This is a genomic window from Clostridium pasteurianum, from assembly GCF_001705235.1.
Lineage (GTDB): Bacteria > Bacillota > Clostridia > Clostridiales > Clostridiaceae > Clostridium_S > Clostridium_S pasteurianum_A.
The window spans coordinates 3579384-3594317 of the sequence record NZ_MCGV01000001.1 but is presented as its reverse complement, the minus strand read 5'-3'; the positions used below and the strand labels follow the sequence as shown (position 1 = coordinate 3594317).

General features: G+C 30.4%; 10 protein-coding genes. 1 reads left to right on the top strand and 9 read right to left on the bottom strand.

Features of this window, described 5'->3' with window-relative positions; genetic code table 11:
• The first annotated feature begins 104 nt into the window (after window positions 1-104).
• Window positions 105-962 carry a hypothetical protein gene (locus tag BEE63_RS16070; protein ID WP_242874812.1) on the top strand — a complete coding sequence of 286 codons (858 nt, stop codon included), beginning with the start codon at window positions 105-107 and terminating at the stop codon, window positions 960-962.
• 265 nt (window positions 963-1227) lie between these two features.
• Here BEE63_RS16070 and yihA read toward each other — a convergent pair whose 3' ends face one another.
• From yihA to carB, 9 genes are all read right to left on the bottom strand, one after another.
• The gene (yihA, locus tag BEE63_RS16065; protein ID WP_066022339.1) at window positions 1228-1818 is read right to left on the bottom strand and encodes a ribosome biogenesis GTP-binding protein YihA/YsxC; all 591 of its coding nucleotides are present in this window, start codon (window positions 1816-1818) and stop codon (window positions 1228-1230) included.
• Window positions 1808-4144 (bottom strand): endopeptidase La, encoded by a 2337-nt coding sequence (lon, locus tag BEE63_RS16060; RefSeq protein WP_066022338.1) that lies wholly within the window; start codon window positions 4142-4144, stop codon window positions 1808-1810. Before lon ends, yihA begins: the two co-directional genes overlap by 11 nt.
• 75 nt (window positions 4145-4219) lie before the next feature.
• Window positions 4220-5923, bottom strand: a complete 1704-nt coding sequence (gene lonB / locus BEE63_RS16055; RefSeq protein ID WP_066022337.1) for an ATP-dependent protease LonB — start codon at window positions 5921-5923, stop codon at window positions 4220-4222.
• Between the two features lie 130 nt (window positions 5924-6053).
• A complete protein-coding gene (gene clpX / locus BEE63_RS16050; RefSeq protein WP_066022336.1) occupies window positions 6054-7352 on the bottom strand; it encodes an ATP-dependent Clp protease ATP-binding subunit ClpX in 1299 nt (432 codons plus the stop codon).
• 404 nt (window positions 7353-7756) lie between these two features.
• The gene (clpP, locus tag BEE63_RS16045) at window positions 7757-8338 is read right to left on the bottom strand and encodes an ATP-dependent Clp endopeptidase proteolytic subunit ClpP (RefSeq protein WP_066022335.1); all 582 of its coding nucleotides are present in this window, start codon (window positions 8336-8338) and stop codon (window positions 7757-7759) included.
• A 111-nt stretch (window positions 8339-8449) separates the two neighbouring features.
• On the bottom strand, window positions 8450-9745 hold the full coding sequence (gene tig, locus BEE63_RS16040; RefSeq protein ID WP_066022334.1) for a trigger factor: 1296 nt from the start codon (window positions 9743-9745) through the stop codon (window positions 8450-8452).
• Between the two features lie 116 nt (window positions 9746-9861).
• Window positions 9862-10644, bottom strand: coding sequence for a sugar phosphate isomerase/epimerase family protein (locus BEE63_RS16035; RefSeq protein ID WP_066022333.1), 783 nt, complete (start codon window positions 10642-10644; stop codon window positions 9862-9864).
• A gap of 21 nt (window positions 10645-10665) precedes the next feature.
• Window positions 10666-11463: a hypothetical protein gene (locus BEE63_RS16030; RefSeq protein WP_066022332.1), complete on the bottom strand. Its 798-nt coding sequence runs from the start codon at window positions 11461-11463 to the stop codon at window positions 10666-10668.
• A gap of 242 nt (window positions 11464-11705) precedes the next feature.
• Window positions 11706-14906: a carbamoyl-phosphate synthase (glutamine-hydrolyzing) large subunit gene (gene carB / locus BEE63_RS16025; protein ID WP_066022331.1), complete on the bottom strand. Its 3201-nt coding sequence runs from the start codon at window positions 14904-14906 to the stop codon at window positions 11706-11708.
• Between the last annotated feature and the right edge of the window lie 28 nt (window positions 14907-14934).

Here is a 14934-nt window from a genome sequence, read left to right as displayed (position 1 = left end):
CGGGGTGTTTTTTTATGCGATTCAACGTTTTTTTTCTTAAAATAAAACATATATACTATATAATTTTAACAATAATTTTAATAGTACTCTTTACAATTTTTATATTGTCAAAAAATTCATTGCAAACCTTCAACATCTTTACAAAAGACAAGCCAATTAAAAATTATGATGTAACTGGTGATGGTCTAAAAGATAATATTTACATAAAAATACTCAATAACAAATACTTCTTAACTGTTACATCTAAAAATAAGACTTATACTTTAAAACCAGCTAGCAAGCTCAATACTTTAGGAAATTATAAAAGTTATGCACCACTAAAACTAATTTTGACTGATGTATCAAGGGATAACATAAATGAAATATTTGTACAAAGCTCACAAGGCAATACCAGTTTACAACATTTATTCGTTTGGGATAAAACCAAATTCAAGGATGTACTTTGCACTACTAATAACATAATTGGATTCATTGATGTTCATAATAACAAAACTCCAAAAATAATATCCTCCAAATTCAACAATGCTCCATTAACCTTTTTAAATTATATACTGGTTAAGAATAAAATTAAGCCTTACTATTGCAATTATAGCTCAAATTTTATTGGAAAAGATACCATAGCATCATTTATAACTTATGTACAAAACTTATCCCCTAATACTGCAGAAAAGCCTGAAAACTTATTCCATGAATCAGGTAAATTCTCATGTTACTCTTCAATCGATAAATTAATTAAGTCAAATAGAAAATACACTTTTGAAGATGGTTCATTTTCTGATACAGATTATAATAAAAATGGTGAAATATCCGACGTGAAATGGATTTTAAATTTTAAATCCACTTCTAATTTGGTCAAAGAAGACTGCAAAAATACTTCTATTAGATTATCATTAAAAAGTATGGGTAGTCCAAATAAGCAATTTTATTTCAAAATATCATCAATGAACATACTTTCAAATTAATTAAAAGTCGCTATTAGTTATAGTATCCTCACATTTAGATACATTTTCCAAAAATTATTTAAACAAATTAAGCAATCTAACCTCACACCAACTTTGAAAATACTATTAAAAAATGGGACCGCAATATGGCGATCCCAAGGGGGATGGGGGGTTTAGTATAAAACAAAAGCTTAAGCTACTATTTTATACTAAATGGAGAAATATTTCTCCACTTACATTTTATATATTGCCCAATTTCCAACATTGTATTCACTAATAGATAATTTTATTCTACTATAATTCCAGAACATATTTTATCTATAAGATCCTCTCTGCCTTCCTTAGTAAGAGAAGAAAAGAAATAAAACTCATCCTCACTATTAAGATTCAAAGTTTCCTTGATTAATTTTTGATTTTTAGCTTTTTCACTTCTTTTTATTTTATCGCTTTTGGTGGCAATTATTATACATTTATAATTATAATATTTAATCCACTCATACATTGCGACATCATCTTTAGTGGGCTTATGCCTTGAATCTACAAGCAATATAACCTTTTTTAGTTGCTGCCTAGCAGTAAGATAATTTTCTATTGTATGAGACCATTTTTCCAGTTCCTTTTTTGAAACCTTAGCATATCCATATCCAGGCAAATCGACAAAATAAAATTTTTCATTTATCATAAAAAAATTAATTAATCGTGTCTTACCAGGAGTATTGCTTACTTTAACAAGTTTTCTCCTATTCGTAAGAGAGTTTATTAGTGATGATTTACCTACATTTGATCTTCCAACAAAAGCTATTTCATCTTTACCATCTATAGGAAACTGTTTTTTCCATGCTGCAGAAATTATAAATTCTGCTTGTTTAATTATCATTTCTAATACCACCAATCAATGCATTTTCTAATACAGTATCAATTTCTTCTGCAAGTATAAATTTGATTTTTCCCCTAATTGACCTAGGAATTTTGTTTATATCCTTTTCATTTTCTTTAGGCAAAATAATAGTATCTACTCCCGCTCTATACGCAGCTAATGACTTTTCTTTAAGTCCACCTATAGGCAAAACCCTTCCTGTAAGTGTTATTTCGCCAGTCATAGCTACATTGTGCTTTACTTTTTTATCACTCAATGCAGAAACCATGGCAGTAATCATTGTAACTCCCGCTGATGGACCATCTTTAGGTACTGCTCCTTCTGGAACATGTACATGAATATCTTTATTCTTATAAAATTCTTCATCTATACCATACTTAACACAATTTGATCTCACATAACTATATCCAGCCTCAGCTGATTCTTTCATAACATCACCAAGTTGTCCCGTAAGTTGAAGTTTACCTGTACCATGCATAACAACTGCTTCTACTGGAAGGGTGTCACCACCATATGCCGTCCATGCCATTCCTGTAACAACTCCAACTTTATCTTGATTGTCTATTTTATCAAAAGCATATGTGTCATCACCAAGATATCTTTTAACAGTTCTAGAATTTATATTTATAACTTTCTTATTCTTTTCAATCATCTCAGTTATTGCTTTTCTTATAATTGCTGCTATTTTTCTTTCTAAACTTCTTACTCCAGATTCTCTTGTGTAATTTTCTATAATATAATATATGGAGGAATCCATAAAGTTTATTTTATTCTCTAAAGGCACATTATGCTCTTCTAATTGTTTACTGATTAAATGTTCCTTAGCTATATGAAACTTCTCCTCGTATGTATATCCAGAAACTTCAATAATTTCCATCCTATCCATAAGTGGTCTAGGTACAGTTTCAAGTGTATTTGCAGTTGTCACGAACATTACGTCAGATAAATCAAAATCAAGCTCTAAATAGTTATCCCTGAATTTATTATTTTCGGAACTATCTAGCACTTCCAGAAGCGCATCAGAAGCTTCTCCCTTATAGCTAGAACTCATCTTGTCTATTTCATCCAGTAAAATTAATGGATTATTTGATTTTGCTTGTTTCATTCCATATATTATCCTACCTGGTATAGCTCCAACATATGTCCTTCTATGACCACGTATTTCTGCCTCATCATTTATTCCGCCAAGAGATATCCTAACAAAGTTTCTATTTACAGCATTAGCTATTGATTTTGCTATAGATGTCTTTCCAACTCCTGGAGGACCAACAAGGCATAATATTGGACCCTTTAAGCTATTACTCATCTTTTTTACAGCAAGGTATTCTACTATTCTCTCCTTTACATCTGTAAGTCCATAATGTTCTTTATCTAATACATCTCTAACTTTCTTTATATCAAGATTATCTTTTGTCTTTTCTTTCCACGGAAGTGCTAAAACCCAGTCCAAATAATTCTTTATACCTGCCCCTTCCGCTGAATATGCTCCTGCATTTTCTAATTTTTTAACTTCATACAATGCCTTTTCTTTTACTTCTTTTGGCATTTTATGCTTTTTAATCTTCTGAGTATATTTTTTTACTTCTGCTTTTTCCTCATCATCTTCACCAAGCTGTTCCTGTATAACTTTTATTTGTTCTCTAAGATAGTATTCTCTTTGAGACTTATCTACTTTTTCCTTGACCTTAACACCTATATTTCTCTCAAGTTCAAGTATTTGAAGTTCATCTTTAAGTATTTTTAGAACTTTTTGTAGTCTTTCTTTTTGATCAAATGAATCAAGTATTGACTGCTTTTGTTCTTGCTTTATAACAAGGTAAGAACTAGCTACATCTGCAAACTTTCCAGGTTCTTTTATATCTCTTAAAAAATCAATAGAATCTTTAGAAGCAGCACCTGAAAGCTTTACATATTTCGAAAATTCTTTTGTTATAAGTCTCATTAAAGCTTCTACTTCATATTTATCATAATCATTTTCATCTTTAACTTCATCAATTTGAACTTCAATAAAAGATTCTTTTCTTAAATATTTATTTATTTTACCACGATTAATTCCTTCTACTAAAACCCTTACAGCATCGCCGGGAAGTCTGAGTATTTGTTTTATACTGCAAACCGTTCCAACTAAATTTATATCCTCTTCTTCTGGTTCATCTATTTTTTCATCTTTTTGAGCTGATAAAAATATCTCCTGACTATTAAGCATTGCTTCTTCTAAAGCCTCAACGGACTTATCTCTACCGACATCAAAATGTACTATCATATGAGGAAATATTATAAGACCTCTTAACGGAATCAAAGGAAGAACTTTACTTTCTTCGTTCATATTATTTCTCCCCGCCTTTCAATAATCTACAGCCAGTCTAATATATTATACTATAAAATAGCAATTTTTCAACTTTTAAAAATTACACTTCTCACCAGTTGCACTTTCAGCAGTCAATATACCTTTACAATTTTCCTTATTAATTTTAATCCTTATATTGTTTTCACTACTACTTATAAGAACATATTTTAAAATTTCTCCAATAGTCTTAACACCAACTATCTTAACATTTGCATAATTATTATTAAAAGAGCTATCCCAGTTTTCATACGGAATGATAACCAATTTAGCTCCAGCTTTAACTGCCGCTTTTATTTTAGAGCCTATTCCACCAACAGGTTTTACTTTACCATTTAAAGTTATTTCCCCCGTCATAGCAACTTCACTTTTAATTGGTTCATTTTTTAATGCACTTAAAATAGCACATGCAATACTAACTCCCGCTGATGGACCATCTACTGCATATCCACCTTGAAAATCAATATGAATATCATAATTTCTAGTATTAATTTTGAAGACATTTTGGATCATTGAAACTGCATTTTCTGCTGAAGACATTATACTACTTTTCTTTCTTACCTTTTTATTGTAACCATTCATTTCTTCTTCTTCAATTATTCCTGTTAATTTTATTTCACCAGTCGAATTTTTAACCCTAATAGCTGCCGCCTCAATATCCATTACTATACCATTATCAATGCCAAAAACGCCCAAGCCATTTACGCATCCAATTCTAGCAATATCGCTTACCTTCTTATATGTTCTCATTGAATACCTTCCATTTTCAACAAGCCATAAAATATCCTTATACTCTATTTTATTTCTATTTTCATTCATAACAATTCCACAGGCCAACTGAATTAAATTAATAGCTTCCCTTCCATTTGATGCATACATACCAATTAAATCTAATGCTCTACTATCCATATTTACCTTTATTTTATCTGATGCATTTTTTGCTATAGTTTTTATTTCTACTTCATCAAGCTGCCTAAAAAATATTTCAATGCATCTTGAACGAAGTGCAGGATTAATTTCTTCTGGATTTCTAGTTGTAGCACCTATAAGTCTAAAATCAGCTGGAAAACCATTTTCAAATATGTCTTTTATGTATTCAGGCATAGTTTCATTTGAAGAGTTATAATAAGCACTATCAAAAAATACTTTTCTATCCTCCATAACCTTTAAGAGTTTATTCATTTCATTAGGATTAAGTTCTCCTATCTCATCAATAAAAAGTATCCCTCCATGTGCCCTTGATACAGCACCCATTTTAGGTTGAGGTATGCCAGCCATTCCGTACTTTCCTGCTCCTTGATATATTGGATCATGGACAGAGCCTATAAGTGGATCTGCTATTCCCCTTTCATCAAATCTCAAAGTGGTTGCATCTATTTCAACAAATTTAGCATCATCTTTAAATGGAGAATATGAACATGTTTTTGCATATTCAAGGGCAAGTCTAGCTGCTGCAGTTTTACCAACTCCTGGAGGCCCATAAATTATTACATGTTGTGGATTAGAACCACATATAGATGCTTTTAATGTTCTTATACCATTTTGTTGACCAATTATCTCTTCAAATTTTTGTGGTCTACTTTCTTCGCAAAGCGGAACAGATAATTTAACTTTTCTCATTTCATCAAGCTTCTTTAGCCCTTTTTCATTTTCTTTATTAATACTAATTCTATCTACTTGCTGATTTTTTAACATATAGAAAAAATACAATCCTATAATAATATTAAAAATCGTTTCAACCACAATAATCATATTATACATAAACAACCTCCATTAATTAGCTATAATAACAGTTATTTTTATATTAATATTATGTGATGTTTTGATTTTAATATACAAATAAAAAAAACGGATGATAATTTTCATCCGTTTTTTTATTTAAACTTTATATTTATGCACTTTCTATATCTTTTTTATTCTTAGATTTCTCCTTCTTTTTAGGAGCATCTAATGCTTTCTTTCCTTCTTCCAAAACTAGCTCTGGCTGTTTTGTTTTGATTGTATTTTCTGTAATTATTACTTTTTTAACATCATCTCTAGATGGTATGTCAAACATTATATCTTTCATTATATCTTCAACAATAGCTCTAAGTCCTCTAGCACCTGTACTTCTTGCTATAGCCTCAAGTGCTATGGCTTCAAGTGCGCCATCCTTAAATTCAAGTTCTACATCATCCATTTGTAACAATTTTTTATATTGCTTTACAAGTGCATTTTTAGGTTGTGATAATACTTTTACAAGCGAATCTTTATCAAGTGAATTAAGGGTTACTATTATTGGAAGTCTTCCAATAAATTCAGGTATCAATCCAAATTTCAAAAGATCACCTGGCATTATTTTTTTAAGAAGAGCTCCTATATCCTTATTTTTCTTTGATTCAATAGAAGCACCAAAACCTATTGTACTTATTCTAGTTCTATTTTCAATAATTTTATCTACTCCATCAAAAGCTCCACCACAAATAAAGAGTATATTTGTAGTATTAATTTGTATAAACTCCTGATGTGGATGCTTTCTTCCACCTTGTGGTGGTACAGAAGCAACTGTGCCTTCAAGTATTTTAAGAAGTGCTTGTTGAACACCTTCTCCTGATACATCCCTTGTTATAGATGGATTTTCAGACTTCCTAGCTATTTTATCAATTTCATCAATATATATTATTCCTTTTTCTGCTCTTTCAATGTCATAATCCGCATTTTGTATAAGCTTTAAAAGTATATTTTCAACGTCCTCACCAACATATCCTGCCTCTGTTAACGTAGTTGCATCTGCTATTGCAAATGGAACATTCAAAAACTTAGCCAGTGTTTGCGCAAGAAAAGTCTTTCCACATCCTGTTGGTCCTAATAATAATATATTACTCTTTTGAAGTTCTACATCCTCACTATTAGATAAGTTTGAATTTATTCTCTTATAGTGATTATATACAGCAACAGATAGAGACTTTTTAGCATCATCCTGACCTATAACATACTGATCCAAATAATCTTTAATTTCAGCAGGCTTAGGCAAATTACCAACATTAATCTGAGGAGCTTCTTCAAATTCATCTGCAATTATTTCAGAACATAGCTCTATACATTCATCACAAATATATACACCAGGTCCTGCAATTAATCTTTTTACTTGATCTTGACTTTTACCACAAAACGAACAACGTAACTGCTTTTTATTATCATATTTTGCCATTTGAACACCTCACTTAAAAGGTTATTTTAAACATGTGATAAATCACATGAATTTTGCCAATAAAGGCTTACTATTTATCATAGGGCTATTTTCATAGACTAAATATAAAACCCTATGTATCACATAAAACTATTCAAGCAATTTAATTATTACATTAACTAAACGCAACTTGAATATGCCTCCCAAAGGATACTAATTATTTAGTCTTAACTATTACAAAAACAGCCCTACTATTATAATGCGAAATTATAAAATCAATGAAAGCATGGTGTTCATATTACAAAATATAATTAACAATGAAACCTATGAATTCACCTAATTATAAACCTCATTCTTTGGGATATTTGTACATACATATTATAATTCTAAAACTATAAAATTTTTATCCTAATAAAGTACTTTGATTAATGTTTAGTTATTACTTCATCAATTAAACCATATTCTTTAGCTTCGTACGCATCAAGGAAGTGATCTCTTTCAGTGTCTTTTTCTATTACTTCAAGAGGTTTTCCTGTTCTCTCACTGTATATAGTATTTAACTTTTTCTTTATGTGGAGTATTCTTTCTGCATGTATCCCTATATCCGTAGCTTGACCTTGGAATCCTCCTAATGGCTGGTGTATCATTATTTCACTATTAGGTAATGCAAATCTCTTGCCTTGTGCTCCAGCAGTAAGTAAAAATGATCCCATTGATGCAGCCATACCTATGCATATAGTTGACACATCCGGTTTTACATATTGCATTGTATCATAAATAGCCATTCCAGATGTTATAGAACCTCCTGGACTATTTATGTAAAGATATATGTCCTTGTCAGGATCTTCGCTTTCCAAAAATAGTAATTGTGCTACAACTAAACTTGCACTAGTATCATTTACTTCTTCTCCTAAAAATATTACTCTATCTTTTAATAATCTAGAATATATATCATAGGATCTTTCACCTCTACTAGTTTGTTCAACTACATAAGGAACTAAACTCATAAGAACTTCCTCCTTAAAATTTATACTATATATTTAAAGTTAATTGCTAAAGTATTTAACAATTAACTTTCTTTATATATTATTATATATTTAACATTTTTTAAACATTTGTTATTCTACAACTTTTGCATTTTCAACTAATAAATCTATTACTTTACCGTTAACTACATCTTGAACTAGCATACCTCTTTGAGCTTTTAGAATCAAATCAGCCATCTTATCTAAATCTTTGCTAGCATATTGTTTTGCCATTTCTTTTGCTTTCTCTTTTAATTCATCATCTGATGCTTCTATTTTTTCAACTTCTGCTATCTTTTCCATAACTAATCTTGTTCTAACTCTTTTATCAGCAGTTTCTTTCATGTAATCTCTTACTTTATCTTCAGAGCTATTTGTATATTCATAGTATGATTTAAGATCAAGTCCTTGATATTTTAATCTATTCTCTAATTCTTTAAGCATTTGATCTGTTTCATTCTTTACCATAACTTCTGGAATATCGATTTTAGCATTTTCAGCTGCAACATCGACAACTTTATCTTCAAACTCAGTTTTAGCTTTTTCTGCATTAGCTTTTTCCATTTTACTCTTTATGTCTTTTTTCACTTCATCTAGAGTGTCAAACTCAGAAATTTCTTTTGCAAATTCATCATCTAAAGCTGGTAATTCTTTCATCTTTATATCTTTTATTTCTACTTCAAATTTTGCTTCTTTACCATTTAATTCTTCTCTACCATAATCTTCAGGGAAAGTAACAATTACATCTTTTTTGTCACCCTTTTTAAGACCAACTAACTGATCTTCAAAATTGCCTATAAATGTACCGCTGCCTATTTCAAGTGAATAGTCTTTTCCTTCTCCACCTTCAAAAGCAACATCATCTATGTAACCTTTAAAATCAATAACAGCTATGTCACCTTTTACTACTGCTTCTCCATCTTCTTTTAATTCTATTCTAGCATTTTTTTCCTGTGAACTCTTCAATTCATTTTCAACATCCTCATCAGTTACAGGATATTCTATTTTCTTTACTTCAACACCTTTGTATTCTCCAAGTTCTACTTCAGGTTTTACTGTAACCTTAGCACTGTATACAAAGTCTTTTCCTTCTTCTAAAGTTACTACTTCAATTTCAGGATATGCAACTGGATTTATTTTATTTTCTTCAACTACTTTAGGATAAGTGTCATCTATACAATAATTAACAGCATCCTCATAGAAAACTCCTACACCATAATAATTTTTTATTATATTAAGAGGGGCTTTTCCCTTTCTAAAACCAGGCACATTAAATCTTTTACGATTCTTTTTATAAGCCTTTATAATAGCTTCGTCAAATTTACTTTTATCTACTGTGATATCAAACTTAACTACATTTTTTTCTAATTTTTCCATTTTACTATTCATTATGAATATTCCTCCTACTTAAGTACCTATTAGCTTATATATTATAACATACAAAATTAGTTATTTACAATCTAATTTTAACCTATATTTATATATTATAACATAAAATTGTGGCTTTATAGAAATTTCTCTAACTTTTTTTTGCAATCGCTTATTTCATTATAGGAAAAAAAATTGTCTCTGTAAACTTCTATTATTAAATTTCCATTATAATTCACATTTTTCAGTTCCCTAAATATCCTTTTGTAATCAACATTACCCCTTAAAGGCAAAAGGCACACATTTTCATTATCTCTATCATTTATATGAAAATTAACTAACTTTTCGTTCATAATTTTTATGTATTGATATGGATCTTTGTTAGCCTTATATGCTTGCTTAATATCAAATGTAAAGAAAAGATTTTCTATATTTTTATCATTTAAAAACTTCAGGTAATCAAAATTGCTGGACATGCACCATGAAACATTTTCTTGTGCAAGCTTTATGTCGTTCTCTCCTGCAATATAAGTTAATTTTTTGTAAATATCACAAATTAAATCTTTATTTATATTATCAAAATTCTTATATTTCATACCATGAAAAGTATAGCAAGTTGCACCTAATTTTCTACCCGTTCTGCATATCTTCTTAAAGTATTCTAGCATTTCATCCCGTCTTCTTTTGTACTCATCAAACAAAAATGGCTCAAAAATTGATGACAAGGCATGAACTGAATTTATGTTTAAATTCAGTTCATGCTTTTTAACCAAAAGTTTGTCTACAAAATCATCTTCACATTCAAGAAAACTATTTATAAAAATTTCTGCAGTATTAAATCCAAGACTCTTTATAATTTCTAGTGTATCCTCTGTATTAACTTCAGGATAAAATACAGCAGAAGACAATCCTATTTCCACGTACAAATCATCCCTTATAAATTAATTTGATGTACTGCCATCAGCTTTCATATAAGTTGTATTTCCATCTATAACTATCTGTATTCCTTTATCGGTTACTGAGTTTATTTTAATATCATTGCCAGTTAAATTCGTATTTACATATGATTTATCTGTTATATTAAATTTCCATACATATTTACTTTGTCTATTATCAAACCATGGCAACTGACTTACATAAACTATTGTATTATCATCTACAAATCTTGGTGATGCGCACCATACATATCCAGCGTTACTACTCAGAACATTGTCCTTATTAAAGCTGGTTCCTCCTCCAGAAGTATATGTTTTATAAGTTATATCTTGTGCATTACCATTTGAATCTATGAAAAACATATTTTGATTATCTTTTTCATATATAATAACATTCTTATTACCCGGACTTATGTTATACTCTGCATTTAAGCCCTTTAAATCAACTGATTTCATAGTTCTAGTATTACCAGTTTCTGAATATACTAAATCTACTGGTTTCCCATCAGGTAAATTTACACTAAGAGACTTATCCTTTACTTCACCTTTTTTGTTTTTAGAAGATACCTTTTTATTCTCCTTAACTGCAACCGATGTGCCTTTTTTCTTATTAGAAATTTTACTACTGCTATTTGATGCATTAATCTTAGGCAATTTTATATCTTGTAAATTAGCTTTATCATATATATTAAATAAAACTAAAATTATTATACATACTACTAAGAAAATAATAATATTCCTTCCTCGTTTTCTTCTTCTCAGCTGCTTTTCATAATCACTGCTAAAAATACTTGGTTTAGCCATTTTACAACCTCCTTAAAAACATCTAACTTTAATTATACCTCATAAATAAATATTTTAATAATATTTTTTTACGTATAATAAATTTAAATTAAATAAAAAAGCTTGAATCACAATAAGTTTTCAAGCTTTTTCTCTTAATGCCTTTAATTTAAATGGTTTCGTAAAAGCATACCTAAATTGTAGTAAATGTGATGCTCTTAATTTATTTAAGCTCTATTTTAAATAAGTGCTCACTTTTACACTTATTTAAAATATTCTTTCATAGCTTTATACTCTACTTTTTCTTCTTCTCTCTTAACTTTTATAGCAGTTAGAAAAGCCTTAGCCGTATCTACGCATGTAAATGCTCCAACCCTATATTCTGCAGCTTTTCTTCTTATACTAAATCCTTTAGTTCCAACCGTATTTCCACGAGTTGGTGAATTGATTATAAGATTTACTTTTCCATCACTTATAGCCTGCATTAAAGCATTTATGTGAAGAATCTCACAATCTATTCCTTTCTTTTGCAAGTACTTTCCTGTACCATAAGAAGCATAAATTTTATATCCAAACTTTACATAGTCCTTAATAAGTGGAATACTTTCCTCCTTATCAACATCTTTTAATGATACATACAAGTTTCCGCCTTCTCCAGGTACATCTATTCCTGCTGCTCTAAAGCCTTTATATATAGCTACATCAAAATCGCTGTCTACTCCCATAACTTCTCCTGTAGATCTCATTTCCGGTCCAAGATATATATCTACATTTGCAAGTTTTTCATTAGAGAATACTGGCACTTTAACAGCATATAGTTTGTGATCTGTCTTTAATCCTGTTCCATAACCCAAGTCCTTAAGTTTTTTACCCGTTACTATTCCAACAGCTAAATCTACCATTGGAACAGCAGTTACTTTGCTGAGTATAGGGACAGTTCTTGATGCTCTAGGATTTACTTCTATTACATATACCTTTTTTCCATCATAAACATACTGTATATTCATAAGTCCCTTTACTTCAAGTGCTTTTGCTAAACTCTTTGTGTATTTTACAAGAGTATCAAGTACATTTTGAGGAAGAGTATGTGTTGGATACATTGTTATACTGTCTCCTGAATGCACTCCTGTTCTTTCAACATGCTCCATAATTCCAGGTATAAGTATATCTTCACCATCTGAAACAGTATCAACTTCAATCTCTGTTCCTCTTATATATTTATCTACTAAAACAGGATGTTCTGTTGAAAGAGTTACCGCTTCAGTCATATATTTTTGAAGAGCTGCTTTATCATAAACAACCTGCATTGCTCTTCCACCTATTACATAAGAAGGTCTTACTATTACAGGGTATCCTATTTTTTCAACAGCCTCATAAGCCTCTTCCATGCTTGTTACAGCCATTCCTTTTGCCTGAGGAATTTCAAGTTTATTCAAAAGTTCGCTGAATTTTTCTCTGTCCTCAGCTAAATCTATTGATTTAAATGAAGTGCCAAGTATATTTACGCCTTTTTTATAAAGCTTCTCCGCTAAGTTTATAGCCGTTTGCCCTCCCAGCTGAACTATTACGCCTTCTGGTTTTTCTTTTTCAATTATATTCATGACATTATCTATATATAATGATTCAAAATAAAGCTTATCTGCTGTATCAAAATCAGTACTTACAGTTTCAGGATTATTGTTAATTATTATTGATCTATAACCAGCCTTTTTTATAGCCCATACACCATGTACACAGCAATAATCAAATTCTATTCCCTGACCTATTCTTATAGGACCTGAACCTATTACTACTATCTTTTTCTTATCATCTATAATTTCATCCTCATCTTCATCCTCATAGCAAGAATAGTAATAAGGAGTTTTAGCTTCAAACTCACCGCTGCAGGTATCAACCATTTTATATACAGGTTTAATATTATTCTTCTTTAATAATTCTTCTATATAATCCTCTTCTAATTTAGTTATTCTTGATATCTCTTTGATTGTAAAGCCCATTTTTTTAGCTTCTATTATAGTATCTTCTTTATTATCATCATCTTTATTTGCAAGTGCTTTTTCCATGTCTATTATATTATTTATTCCATTAAGATACCAATTATCTATACCTGTAATTTCGTGTATCTTCTTAATATCTACACCTTTTCTAAAAGCTTCAGCTATGGCAAATACTCTTTCGTCATCCTGTTTCTTTATTTTTTCAAGAAGTTCCCTAACAGTTGTATATTCAAATTTTTCAAGTCTAAGTCCAGACATCTTTCCTTCAAGCGAAGTTACAGCTTTTAAGAGTGCAGCCTCAAAGTTCCTATCAATCGCCATGACTTCTCCAGTTGCCTTCATTTGAGTTCCTAGATGTCTCTCTGCTGTATTAAACTTATCAAATGGCCATTTAGGTATTTTTACGACAACATAATCAAGAGCTGGTTCAAAACAAGCACTTGAATTTTGAGTAACGTAATTTTTAAGTTCATCTAAACTATATCCTATGGCTATCTTAGATGCTATTTTAGCTATTGGATATCCTGCTGCTTTTGAAGCAAGAGCGCTTGAGCGGCTAACCCTTGGATTAACCTCTATAACTATGTACTTGTCGCTCTTAGGATCTAGTGCAAATTGTATATTACATCCGCCTTCTATTTTAAGATTTCTTATTATCTTAAGTGCAGAACGTCTTAACATATGGTATTCTTTATCTGTAAGTGTCTGTGATGGTGCAGTAACTATACTATCTCCTGTGTGAACTCCAACTGGATCTAAATTTTCCATATTACATACTATTATGCAATTATCCTTAGCATCACGCATAACTTCATACTCAAGTTCTTTCCATCCAGCAACACTCTGCTCTAAAAGTATCTGACCTATAGGGCTCATTTTTATACCTCTGTCACAGATTTCCTTGAGTTCTTCCATTGTTGAAGCTATTCCGCCTCCAGTACCTCCAAGAGTATAAGCCGGTCTGATTATTACTGGAAGTCCAAATTTGTTTACAAAATCTATGCATTCATCAACATGAGTTGCTATTATACTTTTAGGCACAGGTTCATTTATTTCTTCCATAAGATTCTTAAATTCTTCTCTATCTTCAGCCTTTTTTATAGCCTCACTATTTATTCCTAAAAGTTTTACATTATATTTTTCAAAAATCCCCTGATCTTTTAACTTCATTGCAAGATTTAATGCTGTCTGACCTCCAAAACCTGCCAGTATTCCATCAGGTTTTTCCTTAGCTATTATCTTTTCAAGAGCATCCTCTGCTAGAGGTTCTATATAAACTTTATCTGCTATATGTGAGTCTGTCATTATAGTTGCAGGATTGCTGTTAACAAGTACCGTTTCAATCCCTTCTTCTCTTACAGCCTTACATGCCTGTGTTCCTGAATAATCAAATTCAGCTGCCTGACCTATTATTATTGGTCCAGAACCTATTATTAATACTTTCTTAATTGTCTTATCTAATGGCATAGTTATCCTCCTTATAGTCACATAAATT